The organism is Streptomyces sp. NPDC023481, from assembly GCF_055560195.1.
Genome location: NZ_JBVHJE010000019.1, coordinates 138,821 through 156,286, shown reverse-complemented (window position 1 = coordinate 156,286; position 17,466 = coordinate 138,821). Strand labels below are relative to the sequence as shown.

Sequence of the window (17,466 nt, the reverse complement as noted above, 5' to 3'; positions counted from 1 at the left end):
GGAGGACGTCCTGCCACGCGCGCGCCTAGCGCTTGTCTACGACGAGCCCGCCGTTCAGGATCACTACGCTGAGGTCGCGAAGGTTGCCGATGTCCGCAGTGGGATCAGCGTTCAGCACGAGCAGGTCGGCGCGCTTGCCGGGGGCTACCGTGCCGAGGTCGGGGCGGTCACACCGCCGCGACGCGCCGCTGGTGCCTGCGGCCAGTACCTGGGTGGGCGTCATCCCGGCCGCCACCATGAGTTCGGCCTCCTCCAGGGTGTTGGCTCCGAACAGGCCCCGACCGCTGAAGGTGTCGCTGCCCAGCGCGATGTGCACGCCGGCCTCAGCGACCTTCTTGAGATTGCCACGGGCGTCCGGGTGGGCATCGTCGATCCAGAGCGTGGGCGTGTAGGTGATGCCATCTTCGAGCATCAGGTCGATGAGCGAGTGGTCGGTGAGGGGCTCGACGGTGACACCGTGCTCCAGGCCGTCCGCCCCAGCCTCGATCGCCTCGCGTGCCGCGGCTTGCTGGGTGGTGTGGACGGTAACCCGAAGGCCCCGCTCGTGCGCGGTCTCGATGCCCGCCCGAAGGAGATCGAGGGGAAGCCGTTCCAACTCGACACCACCAGGAAAGGCAGCATTCCGCCAGAGGTACTTCGGCCCGCCGGCGTGCGCACACGCGCCTTCCGACAGGAGTTTGACCGCGTCCACCTTGCGGTCAGCGAGGTGGTGCACCAGGTCGCGGATCTGCTGCACGCTGTCGACCTCTCCCGTGAAGCGCTCGCGCGCCCAGGGGTTGACCCTGAAGACCGTGGCGGCGGGATGCCCGTCGCGTCCGGTGATACCGCAACCGGTCGCCAGCAGTCGCGGGCCCTGTAGCGTGCCGGCGGCGATTTTCGCCCGCGTGTCCAGAATTCCGTCCGTCGGATCGCCCACCGACTTGATGGTGGTGATCCCGTGTTCGAGGAACAGCCCGAGCCTTCCGGGAAGTTCGTACTCCTCGAAGGCCCGCATCGAATCCGGATCCGAGACCGCGCGCACGTCGTAGAAGTGGATATGAGTGTCGATCAGGCCCGGCATGACCCATCCTTCGGCCGCATCCACCTCCTGGCTGCCCCTGAGCGGCTCGGCCGAGACGGAAGCGATCTCTCCGCCGTTGATGGCGACGTCGTACAGACCGGCGAGCGCCCGGCGGCCGTCGAAGACATGTGCGCGGCGGATCACGAGGTCGTAGGTCGCGGGACCACGAGCCCCCGTGCTCGCGATTGCTTCGGGTTCCTGGGGCATCGCTCTCACTCCTGCTGCGTTGAGTAGGTGTTCGGGCCGCAGTGCACGCGGGCGGATCACGCGGCCGCTGACAGCGGGAGCCGCCCGGAGGGCCCGGACCGGAAAAACTGCAACTAACCCAGTTACAGTTAAGCCGTGCGTCATGACGCAGGGTGGGCATGCGTCAGCGCCTGATCAGTGATTCCTCGGCTCGTTGTCGGAGGCCAGTATCCGATGCAGTAGGCCGGCGATCGTCGTCCTGCCGAGTTGTTCCTCCAGGGCTCGTTCCGCGCTCCGGAACTCGACGTCGAGCAGATCGCCGATGCTGCGTCCGACCTCGCAGGCCCCGCTGGGTGGATGGGTGTGCCGCGAGAAGATCTGCCCTTCCTCGACGGCGGCGTACGCGTCATAGAGAGTGATATCCCGCGGGGCGCGAGCAAGGGACCAGCCGCCTCCCCGACCCTCGACGGACCACACCAGGTGAGCGTCTCGCAAGCGGCCGAGGATACGCCGCACGAGGACCGGATTGCTTTCAAGGCTGTCCGCGATCTCCGTGGAAGTCAACGAGCCCCCACGCCGGTGCGCCAGCATCGCCAGCGCGTGAATCGCGACCGCGCTCCTACTGCTGAGCCCCGCCATCTCCTGCTCCTTGCCGTCATCGATTCAACTGCAACCACAGTAGTTGCAGTTGAATCGGTAATCCAACCGAGGCGCAGTAAATGCCGGATTTACTGCGGCCGGCGCGGGCATTGCGACGTCCTCCGCGCGGATCTACCGGATCTCATTGGCGAGGTGGGGAGGGATGCTCGCCGGCGAAACCGCGCCGACCGGGCCCACCCGCCGGGGCGCGAAGCCGCCTGCCGTCCCCGTCACCGCGATCGACGACCCGGCGCCGCCCGAGGTGCCGACCGAACCGGCGGCGGCCCGGGCGGACGAGATGGACGCCGATACCGTCAACCGCGAGCTGTCCATCGCACGCAAGGCGCTCGGCTGCGTCGACGCGGGCTCACCGCAAGAGGTGGGTCTACTTCTCCGAGTGGCCGGCGGCGGTGCCCACGGAGACGGCGTTGGCGGTGACAATCACGGTGATCGCCAGCCACGACGCCGCACCGAGGTGCTGGTCGAGGACGAGCATGCCGATCAGAGCGGCGAACACCGGGTTGACGCTCATGAAGATCCCGAAGAAGCGGGCGGGGACCCGGCGCAGCGCGAGCAGGTCGGCGAGAAACGGCACCGCGGAGGACAGCACACCGGCAGCCAGCGCGCACAGCAGGGCGCCGACGGTGGGCGGGTGGAGCCGCAGGACCGCAGCGCCGAGGGGCAGATAGAGCAGGCCGGAGACGGCCGCGGCGGCGGCCGATCCCTGCAGCCCGGGCAGGCGCTCGCCCACGGTGCGGTTGAGCAGGATGTAACAGCCCCAGCAGACGGCGGCGATCAGGGCCAGGCCGATGCCGGGATAGTCCGTGCTGGGCCGGGGGCGGGTGAGGACCACCACGCCCACCGCGGCGGCGAGAGCACAGGCCAGATCGATACGCCGGCGAGAGCTTGCCAGCGCCACAGCGAGCGGGCCGAGGAACTCCAGAGTGACCGCCAAGCCGAGCCCGATCCGGTCGATCGCCGCATACAGCGTGAGGTTCATGGTCGCGAACACCGCGGCGAGGCCAAGGACCGGACGCCACTGCGCGGCGGTGAAGGAACGCAGGTGCGGCCGGCCGGCGCTCAGCAGCACCACGGCGGCCACCCACTGGCGCACCGCCACCACTCCCGCCGGCCCCAGCACCGGGAAGGCGAGCGCGGCTATTGATGCTCCGACCTGGTTGGACAGGCCGCTGCCCATCATCAGCGCCACCCCGGACCACCGGGGCGACGACGCCTGCGCCGCGGCGGCCGAAGTCTCTGCGCGAGCTTCGAGTGTCATGGCACGACCATCCGCCAGAGCGACGCATACGCAAAATGCATCCGAACCCCCAGCTATACGCTGGACGTATGGATGGTCGTACGGAACTGGAGCTGCGGCACCTGCGTTGCCTGGTCGAGATCGTCGACACCGGCAGCTTCACCGACGCCGCGATCGAGCTGGGCGTCTCCCAGGCCGCGGTCTCCCGCACACTGCTCGCACTGGAGCGCATCCTCGGCGTGCGACTGCTGCACCGCACCAGCCGCACTGTCACCCCCACCACCGCAGGCGTGCAGGTTCTCGCCCGCGCCCGGAATCTCCTGGTCGACGCCGACGAACTGGTCCACCAGGCCACCACCGGCCACACCCGGCTGCACATCGGCCACGCCTGGTCCGCGATGGGCCGCCACACCGCCGAGTTCCAGCGCCGCTGGCACGACCGCTACCCCAACGTCGAACTCCACCTGATCCGCCACAACACCCCCACCGGCGGCCTCGCCGAGGGCCTGTGCGACCTGGCCGTCCTCCGCACCCCCGTCGACACCCGCCGCTACGCCCACGCCCTCGTGGGCCACGAACGCCGCTACGTCGCCCTCGCCTCCGACGACCCATGGACCAGACGTCGCAGCATCCGCCTGGCGGAGATCCGCGAGCGCACCCTGGTGGTGGACCGCCGAACCGGCACCACCACCCTGGAACTGTGGCCCGAAGACGCCCGCCCTGCCGTGGAGTACACCCGCGACGTCGACGACTGGCTCGCCACCATTGCCGCCGGCCGCTGTGTCGGCGTCACCCCGCAGGCCACCGTCGCCCAGTACCGCCGCGACGGCATCACTTATCGCCCCCTGCGCGACGCTGCCCCTGTCCCCGTCCACCTCATCTGGGGCCGACAGGACCCCCACCCGGCCACCCACGCCGCCGTCGCCCTGCTCACCGACCTCTACCGCGAAGACGCCTGACACCCGAGCCCATGTGCTACCGGTTTCGCGGCAGAGGCAGAAGAGATGGATCCACGCGCATCGACGTACCGAACAAGTGGAAAAGGAGACCTGGCCGCGGGTAAGAGCACCGCGGCGGAACGTGGTGCCTGGATCGTCTTCGAGGACGAGGCTGGGCAGTCGATGACTCCGCCGCGTGCCAGGACCTGGGGCCGGATCGGCCGGACCCCAGTCGCAAGTGTGAGGGGCCGGGTCTCGGGGCGCGTGTCGATGGCGGGCATGGCCTGCTACAAGTCCGGCGAACGGTCCCGGCTGATCTACGCGATCCGCGAGTAACGGGGCCGCAAGGACGAACCGAAGGGCTTCGGCTGGCGCGACTTCCGCGACCTGATCGTCCGCGCCCGCATCCAGCTCAGCGGCCCGATCGTGCTCGTCTGGGACAACGTCCGCCTCCACCTGACGGCTGGCATGAAGGAGTTCATCGACGCGAACGCCGAGTGGCTCACCGTGTTCCAACTGCCGACCTACGCGCCGGACCTCAACCCCACCGAGGGCGTCTGGTCGCTGGTCGAGCGCGACATCGGCAACCTCGCCGCGGCCGACCTCGGCCAGATCACCCGTGCCGTGAAGCGCAAACTGAAGATGCTGCAGTACCGGCCGGAGGTCATCGACGGCTGCCTCGCCGGTACCGACCTGCCCCTGGACCTGTCAGCGTCGGGTTGACGGACCCGCAATTGACCGAATCCCAAAGCCGCTGGTCAGCTACGGTGGCGGCATGACTGACAGCCTGCCCGAGGACGTAGCCGACGTGCTTGACCTCGTCCTGAAGCCGGACGAGCCCGCTCACGTCGCCCTCCGACGGCAGGTGCCCCAACTCACGGTGCGATCCCGTTGTAAGTGCGGTTGCGGCACTGCCTACTTCGAAGTCGACGCCGATGCGGTGGAGCCCGCGCCAACGGGCCCCGGCACCGTCGTGGCTGCCGACGTACAGCTGTTCACCGAAACCGGCGAGTGCCCTGGCGAGGTCCTGGTCTTCGCGCAAGGCGGCTACCTCTCAGGGCTGGAGGTCTGCTCTTGGAGCGATGACGTCGAGGTGAATCTCGCCGCAGCGCGGCGCTGGCTGCAGCCACCGTCCTGAACCCGCGCTGGCAACATCCGGCGGTCTCGGACCCTGACGCCGTCACCACGAGCCGACCGACATCACGAGTTCAAGTTCAGTAGCGTCTGCACTGCTTCTTCGCCGCCTTGCAGTTGTCCTCGTTCCGTTTCGCGCTCACTGTCCGGTGCAGCGGGTCCTTGACGGTCTGACCGGGCACCTCCCTGGCCGACATGTACGGCTTGGTGTCCTCCGGATGCTTGAACGCCGTCCTGATGTGCTGGGCTTCGGCGCGTTCTTCCGCCCCCGGCTTCCCAATCAGAGCCAGCGACGCGAAGTCGGCTTCTCGCCCACTCGTGGCCGGCATCCGTCGACACGGCCGACGCCGCACCGGGCAGGCCCCCGCCCCTGGAACACTCAGCAGGCTCGCATGCTGCTCGCCGGCCACCCGGAGAGCGCCCGTGGCGCCTGCTGCCGCCCGCGCGTCGCATTTGAGGGCATGGGCGGCGCCGAGGACAGTGCGGAGTCGACGGTCCTGCTGCTGAGCGGACTGGTCAGCAATGCGTTCGGCACCTCGGTTCAGAGGACGGGCCTGGCGCTCGAAGGACCGGACACGCGACTCATCCTGCGCTCGGCACCCGGTTGTACTCGCGTGCGGAGAGGCGAACGGCCGGTTCAGAAGCCCTTGTTCCTGGCGCAGGGTCGGCTGGTCACCTCGGGGGATGCGTCGGCAATCGGACGGAGTCCACTGGGGCGACCGGAAGCGCTCGTCCTCATGGGTCAGGCCCGTCGCCGTGAGGGTCCGCGACGGGTCGGTGGCCGTGGCCATGAGCCGGGTCGTGGTGGCCGGTTCTGTGTCCGGCGGTATGACCGGCAAGGTCCCAGCGGCCGACGGTGTAGGAGCACAGCAGCAGCTAGTGCGGGTCTTGTTCGGCCTCGAACCGGCCGACGTGCCCCACGTGCCCGTGACCGGGCACCTTTCGCGGGATGACGGGCCAGAACGTGGGATTCGTGTCAGGCGGCGACACCGGTCACCGTGACGGAGACGGTGACCGGCTCCGCTGCACCGTGGGTGGTGAGGTGGGCGATGACGGCGGCAGTCACCCGGTCGTGCACGTTCCGGGCGATGTCCAGCGTCCGCCGTCCCCCTGTCAACACGCAGCGCACCTCGATGTGCCATCCCGAACCGCTCGGCGCCCCGTCGGCGCGGGCGCCGGCCTCGGGTGGCGTGCGGTGGGGCGCGGTGTTCGCCCGAGCAGGCGCGGCGGCTGCCGCGAGGCGGTGGGCGAGACGGGGTTGCAGGCCGGCCACACCGGGGACCGCGAGGGCCGCCTCGGCCGCGACGCCGAGGAGCGCGGTGGTGCCGGTGGCGGTCATCACGTGCCCCCGCCGGTCGCGGGACCGGGGCCGGACGGCCACGGCTCCAGTACGTCGACCACGGTGATGTCGACGGCCGACACGGCGAGACCCAGGTCCTGTCCGGCCGAGTGGAGGACTGCTCGGCGTACCTGGTGGACCCGGTCGGGCAGCGGACGGTCGAGAGCGGCGGCCAGGGTCATGGTCACCCGTACGTCGGTGCCCTCCCCCTCGGGTGCGAGACGGCAGCCCGCCGCCCTGGCACCGGGGACCGTGTCCGTGGCCCGCCGCAGGACCTTCGCCGCGGCACTCTCGGCGATCCGCAGGTCCCGGTCCGGGTCCGCCAGAGGCAGTAGCCGCCCGAGCCGTACCTCTGCCCGGACGATGTTCATGACGCGGTCGGTGAGGGCGGCCAGGCCGGGTGCGCGCTCGGCGCGCAGCGCGCGGGCAGCCGCGTTCACCGTGGCCAGTGCCTCGACTGCCTCGCGGCAGTAAGGACAGGAGACGGTGTGCGGGTCCGTGGCCGGCAGTGCGTCGTACCCCTGTTCCCAGACCCGGCTCAGCAGGCGGCCGCAAGGGAGTACCTCATCGCCCTCGAACGGGGGCCCGTCGGCTTCGGTCGGATCTGAGGGCCGCGGGTGCGGGTCGTCTAGCGCCATGGGCCCATCGCCTCCTGCAGGGATCGGCGTGCCCTGAACAGCCTGCCGCGCACGGTCGGTTCGGTGGCCCGTGTCACGTGGGCGATCTCCTTGTACGACAGGCCCTGCACCTCCCGCAGGACCCAGCAGAGCCGCTGCCCGGCGTCCAGCTCGCGGAGCGCACGGGACAGGGCGTCGGTGGCCGCGTCCTGTTCGGCGTACCGGGCGGGCTGGCTCCAGGCGTCTCCCGCCGCGGGCTCGGCGACGGCGTCCAGCGAGAGGGGCGGCGGCCGGCGCCGGCGCAGGGTCAGGCAGCGGTTGACGGTGATCCGGTACATCCAGGTGCCGAACTCCGCGCTGTGGCGGTATTCCGGCAGTCGCCGCCAGGCGCTGACGAAGGCGTCCTGAACGGCCTCCTCGGCATCCTGCGGATCGACGAGCATGCAGCGGGCCAGGGTGAGGAGGGACGGCCCGTGCCGCCGGACGAGGACGGCGAAAGAGTCCTCGTCCCCCTCGGCCGCCCGTACGGCCAGCAGCGCGTCCGGCAGGTCTCGCCCCAGCAGGTCGCGGTCCGGCAGGTCGCGGTCCGGCAGGTCGCGGTCCGGCAATGATGGGACAGCGTGTTCGATCATGACGCCCCCGCACAAGGCTTCGGACCACCCGTGTACCCCCCGGCTTCTGTGACTCACATCACATGCCGCACGCGTGAGGAATGCGTCGTCCGGCATGTCCAACGTTTCGAGGGCGCCACACCGGTGTCCGACCGACCGATCGAGGCGACCGCCATGACGGAGAACATCACCAGCGTCGGCGGGGGCGGCAGGCCCGCCGACACGGGCGTGAGCGCGCTGAAGGGCCGTACCGGAGCCGGGACTCCGCCCGAGACACGGGGGAAGACCACCATCGCGGACGGCGTAGTGGCCAAGATCGCGGGCATGGCCGCCCGTGAGGTACCGGGCATCTACAGTCTGGGCGGCGGGATGGCCCGCGCCCTCGGCGCCGTGCGGGAACGCGTTCCCGGTGGAGGAGGCGGAGGCGTCGCGCGGGGAGTGAAGGTCGAGGTCGGCGAGCGTCAGGCCGCTGTCGACCTGGACGTCGTCGTCGAGTACGGCGTCTCCATCGTCGACGTCGCCGGCGGCGTCCGCACCAATGTCATCAGCGCCGTGGAGCGGATGACGGGTCTGGAGGTCGTCGAGGTGAACATCGCCGTCGACGACGTCCACCTGCCCGACGAGGAGGAAGAGGCCGCACCGGACGAGGGCCGCGTGAGGTGATCCACCGCCGGGCCCCCGCGGGCGCGGTAGATCGCGCTCACGGTGACGCAGGTGCGCGAGACGGGTGAGTGCATGATGAACGCAGCAACGACGGGCCTCGCGGCGGGCATGGCCCTTGGCTTCGCCGGGTATTTCGGCGGCTTCTGGGCGTTCCTCCTGGTGCTGGTCCTGGGTACGGCGGGCCTGATCGCCGGACTCGCCCTGCAGGGCGACCTCGACGTCCGGTCACGGAGGCGGCGGTGAAGGCCCAGCCCGGTTCCGCCGGCGAGGCGTCGGGCCCACCGGCGCCGGCCGCCGGCCTGCCGCCCCCGGCCGAGCGGGGCGCCACCGTCATCCCGGACAGGGTGGTGGCCCGTATCGCCACGCAGGCGGCCCGCACGGCCCAGTCGCGGCGTGCAGCCGTACCGCCGGACCGGGGCGGGCCGACGGCACCGAGCGCCTCCGCCGCCGTCCGTACCGGATCGGTGCGCCTGCACCTGGCCCTGGACCTGCCCTACCCCACCGACATCCCCCGAGTCTGTGAGCGGATCCAGCAGGACGTCGCCGAACGGGTGGCCGAGCTGACCGGCTTGCGTGTCGGGGAGGTCACCCTCACCGTCCGACGGCTGGTGACCGCCGTCGGAGCGAGCCGGGGGCGGGTCCGGTGAGCGGCGGCGCGGCACGGGGCGCCGGGCATGCCGCGCGGGAAGGAGGAGCACGATGACCCCAGACCCCGGTCCTCCCGGGCGCGGCTCCGCGCCGTCCGCCCACCGTGCCGCGGTGCCGCTGACGAAGGAGCCCGATCCGTCCGGACGCGACGTGTCCGGCGATGACCTCACGGCCGGTGAGCGCGGCGGCGGGCACCGAGCCCACAGGCCGTGGTCCGCGCGCCGCATCCCGGCCGCGCTGGTCGCCTTGGTGATCCTCGTGGCGGCGGTCGCGGCGCTGGTCGATGTCGTCGCCGTACGAGCGGGACGCCCGGCGGCGGCCTGGCGACGGCGTCTGGCCGACGAACTGGCCACCCGCCCCGTGGACGACGTGTGGATGCTCACGGGAGCCGCCGTGGCCGCCGCCGTCGGCGTCTGGCTGATCGTCCTGGCCCTCACCCCTGGCCAGCGCCGCTGGCTGCCCCTGCGCTCCCCCGCCGACTGCCGCCGGCTGCGGGCCTTCCTGGACCGTGACGGGGCCGCCGGCCTGCTGCGTGACGCCGCGATGCGGGTCCCCGGAGTCGGCTCGGCGCACGTCCTGGTAGGCCGCCACCGCATCAAGGCCCGTGCGGACGTCCGCTTCCGCGATCCCCAGCAGGTGAAGGACGACCTCACCGCCGTCCTCGACGAGGAACGCGACCGGCTGGCCCTCGCCCGTCCTCCCCGCATCGTCGTACGCCTGCGGCGACGCACCGACTGACCGCAACCCGCAGCACCGGAGCCCACGCCATGACGCCGCGACCCGCGCTCAACCGCAGTCTGCTGGCCCTCGCCGGCCTGGTCCTGCTCGGCGGCGGACTGCTGATCCTCTTCGCCGGGCTCGATCTCTACCGGCGACATGATCTGGTCCCGCCCGCCGGCTGGCCCCTGACCGCCGCGGACGACGTCCTGCTCGGCTCGGCCGACCGGGCCCGCTGGAGCAGCCAGGGATGGTGGTGGTGGCCCGCGGTCATCGCCGCCCTCGTCCTCGCCGCCCTGCTCGCCCTGTGGTGGCTGCTCGCCCAGCTGAGCCGGCGCCGCCCCGGCTCACTGCCGGTCGGCGGCACACCCCCGCAGGAGGGCGTCGAACTGCGCGACCGCGCTCTCGCCGACGCGATCGCGGCCGAGGCCGGTGCCCTGCCGGGGGTCGACGACGCGACCGTACGCATCACCGGCCGGCCTGCCCACCACCACACCCGCGTCGGACTCACCCTCACCCCCGAGGGCATGCCCGGCGCCACCCTCGGTGCCCTCTGCGAAGGCCCGCTCCGCACCGCACGCCGGTCCACCGGCCGCCCCGACATGCCCACCGAGGTCCGCCTGGACGTCGCCCGCCACAAGCCCCACCGTGCGGAGTGAAGGGAGAGCCCCGACCGTTCCCCTGCTCAACTCCCCTGCGGTCTTTCGCAGTCCGCAGGTGACCGGCTCAACTCCCCAGGAGGAGATACCATGATCGTCTTGGGCATCATCCTGCTCGTCATCGGCTTCCTCACCGGGATATCCATCCTGTGGACCATCGGAATCATCCTGGCGGTCGTCGGAGTCATCCTGTGGATCCTCGGCGCGATGGGACACGCCGTCGCGGGTCGACGCCATTACTGGTGACCGGGGTCAGGCCTGCCGGCGACGGCTCGGGCCGCGGGCGGCGCCCCTCGCATACCGGCATGGGACGCCCCGCGTCGCCACGCCTCTCGGCCGGGCGCGGCGCCGACCGTCGGCACCGGGAGGTGCTGTCAGGCCGCAGGCCCGGCCTGCGAGCACGCGCCTTGAATCCATGTGCCATATGGGAAATATTGGACGTACGGCACATGGTGCTGAAGGCAAGCGAGAGGAGTGCCTCATGATCGCCAAGCTGCTCGCCAAGTTGTCCTTCACCCGCAACTACGGTGCGTACGGGGCCCACGACTGGGGCACGCACACCGGCGACGACAAGGTCTGACCACACGTTCGGCGGGCGCCCCCGGGCTCCCGCCGGCTCCTGGCCGCGACCGACGATATCGGCGGGCTCGCCGGTAGTCGCCGGCGACTACCGGGCGGCCCTGACTGGTACGAGAAGTCAGGGGCGATCCCATGGGCCGAGTGAATGAGCCGCCGCAGTTGCCCGGAGGCAGCTTCGCGGCCTGGAGCCGCGACCGCCTCGCACTGGCGCGCCGTGGCGCTGACACGTGCGGGGACGTCTGGCAGCTGGAGCCGGGTGTCTACGTAGCCGCCACGGCCGGGGTCTGTGAAGCGGTCCTGCACCGTGCGCAGGACTTCCCCAAGCCGTCCTCGCCCCTCTTCCCGCCGTTGGCCTGCGGAGCGCCGATACCTGGGGAGCGGGCGCACGCTCGCGCCGCCCGTATGCGCGGACTGCGCCCGCAGGCGATCGCGGCCCGGACCGGTGAGATCGCGTCCGGGACCGCTCGCTTTGCCGATCAGTGGCCCAAGGGCCGGGACGTCGAGATTCTGCCCCTGGTCCGGCCCGTCCTGGCAGAGACCGGTGTGCGCTACCTCTTCTCCGAAGACGCGCCCGCCCTGCTGCCCTTCGCCTGGCAGCTCTTCGTGGCCCGGGAGGTGCTCGTACGCCCCTCGCACTGGGTGTGGCCGCGCTGGGTCCCCACACCGGCACGGCGGTTCCGCACACGGCGGCAAGTCGCCTTCACCAACGCTCTGCGGCCTGTCGTCCGCCGGCGCCGTTCCTCGGGCCGGCTCGGTGACGACGTGCTGGGGCAGATGCTCCGGCCCTCCCCCCGCTACGGCACGTTGTCGGAAGAGGTCATCCTCGACACCCTCCCCGGGATCACCGTCGCCACCTTCGAGACCCCCTCCCGGGCAGCGGGATGGATCCTGCTCCATCTGGCCCGATACGCCGAGGCCGCGGACCGCGTCGCGGCCGAAGCCGCCGTACTGCCCGCCGACCCTGCCACGACGACCAGCACCCACCTCGACCACCTGCAGTACACCCAGGCGCTGGTACGCGAAGTGCTCCGACTGCACCCCCCGAGCTGGCTGCTCACCCGGCGCGCCCCGCGAGAGACTCAACTCGCCGGCTACACCATCGACGCCGGATCCACCGTTCTCGTCTGCCCCTACACCGCCCACCGCGACGCACGGGAACACCCAGAACCGGACCGGTTCCGGCCCGAGCGCTGGCTCGACGATGCGGGCTCGCCGGTGAAACCCGGGGTCTTCCTCGGCTTCGGTACCGGGCCGCACGGCTGCGAGGGAGCCACCCTGGCCATGGCCATCCTCACGCTCCTGACCGCGCAGACCGCCCGCCGCTACCACCTGGCCGAGCTGCCCGGACCGGAAACCGGCTACCGGGTCACCACCTTCGAAGGCCTCGCGACCGCCGGCCTGCACCTGCGTGCCACCTTGCGCGGCTGAGGGCAGTCCTGCTCGCGGTGGCAGGCCGCCTCCACCCGCGGACAACGGACGTCGATCAATCCGAGTGCCGTTCCCCACGCGCTCGGATCACCGGCTCATGGTCCGCTCATCGTGTGTCGCCGGTCGAACTCGTCGACGAGCATGCCCATCATGACGAGGTCGTGGTGTCGGCCGCCGAGGAAAACGTGTTCCCGCAGGCGCCCCTCCTCGGTGAAGCCGAGCCCACGAAACAGTGCCAGCGATGCCTGATTGTGGGCCAGGACCGCCGCCAGGCATTTGTGATAGCGCCGCTCGGCGAACATGAAGCGCAGCAGCAGCACCACGGCTTCCGTCGCGTAGCCCTTGCGCCGATGGCCGGGGCTGATGGTGATGTCGAACTCGAACCAGCCCGAGCGGGGGCCGGTGCGATGGGAGCCGACCGTACCGACCAGCTCTCCCGTGGCCGTCGCTTCGACCACCAACCGGAACCGGTCGTCATCACACTCGGCAACGGCCTGCTCCTTCGCCCAGGCACGGTAGCTCTCGGCAGACCTCGGCAGATCCAGCCGGCCCCCTCGCGGCCCCTCCTCGTCGGCGAGACGCGCGAACGCCGTCCAGTCCTCGGGCTCGACGGCGCGCAGGCGTACCCGATGACCGGTCCAGGACGATGCCATACCGTATTTGATCACGCTGCTGTGCACGCGAGGCCGACAGGCACGCCGATGCAGGCGTTGCCCGCCGTGCTCCGTCTCACCGTTGACCGCCGTCCTCGTGCGGGGCGGCGGAGTCGTGCAGCGGGCGCACGTCCGACTGCGTCAGAAGGGGCCGTGCCGGCGCTGCCCCGCTACTGCTCCGCGGATTGGACTCAGCGGGGCTGTCCGCCCCCGGGCCAGCGGACTCGCCGGTGTCGGTGCCGCTGCCTACGCTGATTTCGTGACGGTTGAGTGACGCCGGCTCGAGGGTCTGCAACTCCCTCTCCATGTGGAGGCCGGGGTGAGGGTCGTCGTTGATCTTTCGCGATGTGCGGGGTATGCGCAGTGCGCGTTTCTTGCTCCGGAGGCGTTCCGGATGCATGGCGAGGAAGCGCTCCTGTACGACCCGAGCCCCGACGACGCCCAGCGCGACCGGGTGCTACGCGCCGCGGCGGCGTGCCCGGTCCAGGCGATCCTGGTCGATCAGCTTCAGGCACGGCACGCACGGCACGCACCGGCGGAGGCGTCGCCGTCATGACCGGTGCCGACGACCTGCGTGCGTTCAGGCGCGATGGCCGCATCGTGGTCGTCGGTGCTTCGCTGGCGGGACTGCGCGCCGCGGAGGCTCTGCGGGACGAGGGTTTCACCGGATCGTTGACGATGATCGGTGACGAGTGGGGCGAGCCCTACGACCGGCCTCCCCTGTCCAAGCAGGTACTGAGCGGGTGGGTGCCGGCCGGGGGCACCACTTTGCCTCGCCGTCGTGGCATCGATGCGGAGTGGCTGCTGGGCGTGGCCGCCAGCGGGCTGGACCTGGCGGCGAACCACGTGCGTCTCGCCGACGGACGCGAGGTTCCCTTCGACCGGGTGCTGATCTCCACCGGGGTACGGGCACGGCCTTGGTTCGTCGAGGCGGAGGCGGCCCTGGACGGAGTGTTCGTCGTACGTACGCGTCGGCATGCCGAGAGCCTGCGGCGGGCTCTCGGCGCCGGGCCCTCCCGTGTGCTGGTCATCGGTGCGGGATTCACCGGCTCCGAGATCGCCTCCGTCTGCCGCGAGCGGGACATCCCGGTCACCGTCGCCGAACTCGGCCGGGCCCCGCTGGTCGGGGCGCTCGGCTCCGTGATCGGCGAGGTTGCGGCCGGCATGCAGCGCGCTCACGGTGTCGACCTGCGGTGCGGGGTCAGGGTCGCCCGGCTGGAGGGCGACGCGCGGGGACGGTTTCGCCGTGCTCACTTCACGGACGGCAGCACGGTCGACGCCGATGTGGCGGTGGTGGCACTGGGGAGCATCCGCAACACCGAGTGGCTGCGGGGGTCGGGACTGGCGGCGGGCGAGTGGGGGGTCACCTGTGACACGGGCTGCCGCGCCCTCGACATCAACGGCCGCGTCACCGACGACGTCTTCGCCGCGGGAGACGTGGCACGCTGTCCGAACCCCGTCTACGAGAACCGGCTCATCTCGATGGAGCACTGGGCCAACGCCGTCGAGCAGGCGGAGGTCGCGGCACACAACATGGTCTGCGCCCCGGAGGACCGCCGGTCCCACGTGTCCGTCCCGCTGTTCTGGTCGATCCAGTTCGGTGTCAACATCAAGTCCGTCGGTGTGCCGAGCTTCGCCGACGAAGTGGCCGTGACCATGGGATCGCTGGACGACCACCGCTTCGTCACCGCATACGGCTACCGGGGCCGCGTCACGGCCGCCGTGAGCTTCGACCACGCCAAGTGGCTGGGCCACTACCGGCACCTGATCGAGACGGCCGCGCCCTTCCCGCCCCCCTGCCCCACGCCGGACCAGCCGGCCGACATGGAACCGGTTCCCGTCGGCCTCCCCAGCCCCACCCTGCTCGCCCAGAGCGCCACGGTGGTCGTCACCGGCCAAGACCCGGGTGGCCGCCGCGTCACGGCCGTGCACCGGCATCGGCGGGCGGAAGACCGGGCGACCACGGCCGGGACGCCCAGCACACTGCAACGGATCTTCGACTACTCCGCCCGGGCCGACCCGTACCCGCTGTACGCCGAGTTGCGGGAGACGCCGGTGGCTCGGCAGGAGGACGGCAGCTACGTCATCAGTACCTATCGTGAGATCGCGGAAACGCTGAACGACCCGCACCTGAGCTCCGACCTGCGCAATCTGTCGCATCCGATACCCCCGGTCGAGGGAGCGGCCACGTCGTCGTTCATCCACATGGATCCGCCCGAGCACGATCGCCTGCGGCGCATGGCGATGCGTCACTTCGGCCCCCCGCACACCCCGGGGCTGGTGACCGGGATGGACAGCGATCTGACCGCCACCGTCGGCAGCCTGATCGACGGCCTGGCGGGCAGGGAGCGAATCGACGTCGTCGACGATTTCGCCCTCCCGCTCCCGGTCACCGTGACCTGTCACCTGCTCGGCGTGCCAGCCGAGGACGAACCGAGGTTCCACCGCTGGGTGAACGACATCATGAACTCGGTCGACTACGACCCCGAGACCGACCCGAAGGAGAAACGGGACAAGGGCGTACAGGCCCGCAAGGACTTGTACCAGTGCCTCGGCGAACTGGTGGAACAGTGCCACGGCCGACCGCGCGACGGCCTGTTGGGCCGGCTGGCCAACGACGACGGGCCCGACGGCCGGATGGCCGACGCCGACATCGTCGCCACCGCCAGACTGCTGCTCGTCGCGGGCCACGAGACCCTCGTCAACCTCATCACCAACGGCATGCTGACCCTGCTGCGCCACCCGCAGGTGCTGCAGCGACTGCGCGACGAACCGGAACTCGTCGTGCCCCTGGTCGAGGAACTGCTGCGCTACGAGCCCCCCGTGCAGATCATTCCCTGGCGGGTGGCGTACAGCGACGTCACCGTCGCCGGCACCGTCATCCCCCAGGGCTCGCAGGTCATGCTCATGCTGGCCTCGGGCAGCCGCGATCCGAAGCGCTTCCACGATCCGGACCGCTTCGACCCGGATCGGCAGGACAACCAGCACCTGGGATTCGGCAGCGGCATCCACCTGTGTTTCGGCGGCCCGCTCGCCCGGCGGGAAACCCAGATCGCGCTGACCGAGTTGGTACGCCGGCTCGACCGCCCCAGGCTGGTCGCCGACCCACCGCCGTACCGGCCCAGCCCCGTTCTCCGGGGTCCGGTCCATCTCGACATCGAGCAGGGGGACGGTTGACACGGCGGCCGATGTCGTGGAGATGCCGAGTCTCGGTCCTGTCAGCTGCCGCCGCTGCCCAGGGCGGTGAGCAAAACCCAGGATTGGGGTGACGACTGCGAACAGGCCGTGCGCCACCGCTACGACAAGCGAGAAGTGCCGTTCGGCGGGGACGGCCGCTTCGGCTCCCGGTCCGCTCGAGGCCGGTGCCGCCATGGCCGCGGTGCGCGACACCGCGCGGGCCGCACCCGCAACCGGTTGCTCGCGCCCACCCGGGCCGAGCCGGGGATATACCCGTTTCCGTATTCCCACCGGAGTCCGGCCATGTTGACCATCAAGAACATCCTGACCCGTCCTGCCCTGTCCACCGGCCCGGCAGCACATCGCACCACAGCCCCGGCCCCTGCCCCCGTGGCGACCGCCGCCGATGCCGGCCTGCTGTTGATCAGGCTGACCTTCGGCCTGCTGATGGCCGGCCATGGTGCCCAGAAAGTCTTCGGGCTCTTCGGAGGGCACGGCCTGACGGCGACCGGCAAGGGCTTCGCGGCCCTGGGCTTTCACCCGGGCAAGCTGTTCGCTGCGATCGGGGGGCTTTCCGAGCTGCTCGGCGGCCTGGGTCTGGCCCTCGGACTGCTGACGCCACTGGCGGCCGCCGCCCTGATCGGCGTCATGATCAATGCGATGGCCACCGTCACCGGCGCGCACGGGCTGTGGGAGACGGGCGGCGGCGTCGAATACAGCGTGTGCATCGCCATCGTCGCGCTGGCCGTCGCCGCGATCGGTCCGGGCCGGCTGGCCGCCGACCGCTTCTTCCGCTGGGGCAACGGCGGCTGGGCACAGGCAGCTTGCGCCCTTGGGCTGGGCGGTGTCGCCGCCGCGATCACGCTCAGCCTGTGAACCACGCGTGACGGCCCCCTCCGGGTGCCGGCCCTGGGGTGCCGGCATGACCTTGCGGACCACGCGGGAGCACCGTGTGAGCGCGGGGGTGATTCCGGCCGCCTTCGGCACCGCCCTGCCCGAGTCCTTCGTCACCCCGGTCGCGGTCACCACCGGCGCCACCGACGAAGCCAGGACGCCGGTGGCCGTTGTCACGTCCGGACGCGCCGTCGCAGGCCAAGCACCGGATGAGGTGAGAACCCCCAGACCTCACCCCTCCACCGACGCCGACCCGGCACATCGCG

General features: G+C 71.1%; 20 protein-coding genes and 2 pseudogenes. 14 read left to right on the top strand and 8 right to left on the bottom strand.

Annotated features, from left to right (window positions below):
• Window positions 1–25: 25 nt before the first annotated feature.
• The 3 genes from ACZ3ZD_RS31235 to ACZ3ZD_RS31225 form a co-directional block, all read right to left on the bottom strand.
• Window positions 26–1,267, bottom strand: a complete 1,242-nt coding sequence (locus tag ACZ3ZD_RS31235; RefSeq protein ID WP_467404636.1) for an amidohydrolase family protein — start codon at window positions 1,265–1,267, stop codon at window positions 26–28.
• A gap of 174 nt (window positions 1,268–1,441) precedes the next feature.
• The gene (locus ACZ3ZD_RS31230) at window positions 1,442–1,885 is read right to left on the bottom strand and encodes an Rrf2 family transcriptional regulator (protein WP_467404634.1); all 444 of its coding nucleotides are present in this window, start codon (window positions 1,883–1,885) and stop codon (window positions 1,442–1,444) included.
• Between the two features lie 385 nt (window positions 1,886–2,270).
• Window positions 2,271–3,164 carry an EamA family transporter gene (locus ACZ3ZD_RS31225; protein WP_467404631.1) on the bottom strand — a complete coding sequence of 298 codons (894 nt, stop codon included), beginning with the start codon at window positions 3,162–3,164 and terminating at the stop codon, window positions 2,271–2,273.
• 68 nt (window positions 3,165–3,232) lie between these two features.
• Between ACZ3ZD_RS31225 and ACZ3ZD_RS31220 the strand changes: the two genes are divergently transcribed.
• The 3 genes and pseudogenes from ACZ3ZD_RS31220 (at window position 3,233) to ACZ3ZD_RS31210 (ending at window position 5,219) form a co-directional block, all read left to right on the top strand.
• Window positions 3,233–4,102 carry a LysR family transcriptional regulator gene (locus ACZ3ZD_RS31220; protein WP_467404629.1) on the top strand — a complete coding sequence of 290 codons (870 nt, stop codon included), beginning with the start codon at window positions 3,233–3,235 and terminating at the stop codon, window positions 4,100–4,102.
• A gap of 81 nt (window positions 4,103–4,183) precedes the next feature.
• Window positions 4,184–4,804: pseudogene (locus tag ACZ3ZD_RS31215) on the top strand (IS630 family transposase); the annotation flags it as partial.
• Between the two features lie 52 nt (window positions 4,805–4,856).
• On the top strand, window positions 4,857–5,219 hold the full coding sequence (locus ACZ3ZD_RS31210; RefSeq protein WP_467404626.1) for a hypothetical protein: 363 nt from the start codon (window positions 4,857–4,859) through the stop codon (window positions 5,217–5,219).
• A 76-nt stretch (window positions 5,220–5,295) separates the two neighbouring features.
• Here the strand turns inward: ACZ3ZD_RS31210 and ACZ3ZD_RS31205 are convergent, their stop codons facing one another.
• The 4 genes from ACZ3ZD_RS31205 to ACZ3ZD_RS31190 all read right to left on the bottom strand — a co-directional run bounded on the left by ACZ3ZD_RS31205 (window position 5,296) and on the right by ACZ3ZD_RS31190 (window position 7,803).
• Entirely contained in the window at window positions 5,296–6,006 is a 711-nt protein-coding gene (locus tag ACZ3ZD_RS31205) for a hypothetical protein (protein ID WP_467404624.1), read from the bottom strand.
• Window positions 6,007–6,191: 185 nt separating this feature from the next.
• Entirely contained in the window at window positions 6,192–6,554 is a 363-nt protein-coding gene (locus ACZ3ZD_RS31200; protein ID WP_467404620.1) for a hypothetical protein, read from the bottom strand.
• Entirely contained in the window at window positions 6,554–7,192 is a 639-nt protein-coding gene (locus ACZ3ZD_RS31195) for an Asp23/Gls24 family envelope stress response protein (RefSeq protein ID WP_467404619.1), read from the bottom strand. The genes ACZ3ZD_RS31200 and ACZ3ZD_RS31195 overlap by 1 nt, the downstream gene beginning before the upstream one ends.
• Window positions 7,183–7,803, bottom strand: a complete 621-nt coding sequence (locus ACZ3ZD_RS31190) for an RNA polymerase sigma factor (RefSeq protein ID WP_467404616.1) — start codon at window positions 7,801–7,803, stop codon at window positions 7,183–7,185. Before ACZ3ZD_RS31190 ends, ACZ3ZD_RS31195 begins: the two co-directional genes overlap by 10 nt.
• A gap of 153 nt (window positions 7,804–7,956) precedes the next feature.
• Between ACZ3ZD_RS31190 and ACZ3ZD_RS31185 the strand changes: the two genes are divergently transcribed.
• From ACZ3ZD_RS31185 to ACZ3ZD_RS31155, 7 genes are all read left to right on the top strand, one after another.
• Complete coding sequence (locus ACZ3ZD_RS31185) at window positions 7,957–8,445, top strand: Asp23/Gls24 family envelope stress response protein (RefSeq protein WP_467404763.1); 489 nt, start codon at window positions 7,957–7,959, stop codon at window positions 8,443–8,445.
• Between the two features lie 72 nt (window positions 8,446–8,517).
• The gene (locus tag ACZ3ZD_RS31180) at window positions 8,518–8,688 is read left to right on the top strand and encodes a hypothetical protein (RefSeq protein ID WP_467404783.1); all 171 of its coding nucleotides are present in this window, start codon (window positions 8,518–8,520) and stop codon (window positions 8,686–8,688) included.
• Entirely contained in the window at window positions 8,685–9,092 is a 408-nt protein-coding gene (locus ACZ3ZD_RS31175) for an Asp23/Gls24 family envelope stress response protein (RefSeq protein ID WP_467404614.1), read from the top strand. Before ACZ3ZD_RS31180 ends, ACZ3ZD_RS31175 begins: the two co-directional genes overlap by 4 nt.
• Window positions 9,093–9,144: 52 nt before the next feature.
• Window positions 9,145–9,831, top strand: a complete 687-nt coding sequence (locus tag ACZ3ZD_RS31170; RefSeq protein ID WP_467404612.1) for a DUF6286 domain-containing protein — start codon at window positions 9,145–9,147, stop codon at window positions 9,829–9,831.
• A gap of 29 nt (window positions 9,832–9,860) precedes the next feature.
• On the top strand, window positions 9,861–10,469 hold the full coding sequence (locus ACZ3ZD_RS31165) for an alkaline shock response membrane anchor protein AmaP (protein WP_467404609.1): 609 nt from the start codon (window positions 9,861–9,863) through the stop codon (window positions 10,467–10,469).
• 90 nt (window positions 10,470–10,559) lie between these two features.
• Entirely contained in the window at window positions 10,560–10,715 is a 156-nt protein-coding gene (locus tag ACZ3ZD_RS31160; RefSeq protein ID WP_167345733.1) for a DUF6131 family protein, read from the top strand.
• 465 nt (window positions 10,716–11,180) lie between these two features.
• The gene (locus tag ACZ3ZD_RS31155; protein ID WP_467404604.1) at window positions 11,181–12,476 is read left to right on the top strand and encodes a cytochrome P450; all 1,296 of its coding nucleotides are present in this window, start codon (window positions 11,181–11,183) and stop codon (window positions 12,474–12,476) included.
• A 95-nt stretch (window positions 12,477–12,571) separates the two neighbouring features.
• On the opposite strand, the gene ACZ3ZD_RS31150 is transcribed toward ACZ3ZD_RS31155, so the two are convergent.
• Window positions 12,572–13,129, bottom strand: a complete 558-nt coding sequence (locus ACZ3ZD_RS31150) for a GNAT family N-acetyltransferase (protein ID WP_467404761.1) — start codon at window positions 13,127–13,129, stop codon at window positions 12,572–12,574.
• Window positions 13,130–13,448: 319 nt separating this feature from the next.
• Between ACZ3ZD_RS31150 and ACZ3ZD_RS31145 the strand changes: the two genes are divergently transcribed.
• From ACZ3ZD_RS31145 to ACZ3ZD_RS31130, 4 genes and pseudogenes are all read left to right on the top strand, one after another.
• On the top strand, window positions 13,449–13,685 hold the full coding sequence (locus ACZ3ZD_RS31145) for a ferredoxin (protein WP_467404601.1): 237 nt from the start codon (window positions 13,449–13,451) through the stop codon (window positions 13,683–13,685).
• A pseudogene (locus tag ACZ3ZD_RS31140) lies at window positions 13,682–15,052 on the top strand (NAD(P)/FAD-dependent oxidoreductase); the annotation flags it as partial. The gene ACZ3ZD_RS31145 and the pseudogene ACZ3ZD_RS31140, both read left to right, overlap by 4 nt.
• A 282-nt stretch (window positions 15,053–15,334) precedes the next feature.
• On the top strand, window positions 15,335–16,306 hold the full coding sequence (locus tag ACZ3ZD_RS31135) for a cytochrome P450 (RefSeq protein WP_467404758.1): 972 nt from the start codon (window positions 15,335–15,337) through the stop codon (window positions 16,304–16,306).
• 303 nt (window positions 16,307–16,609) lie between these two features.
• On the top strand, window positions 16,610–17,182 hold the full coding sequence (locus tag ACZ3ZD_RS31130) for a DoxX family membrane protein (protein ID WP_467404599.1): 573 nt from the start codon (window positions 16,610–16,612) through the stop codon (window positions 17,180–17,182).
• Window positions 17,183–17,466 lie beyond the last annotated feature (284 nt).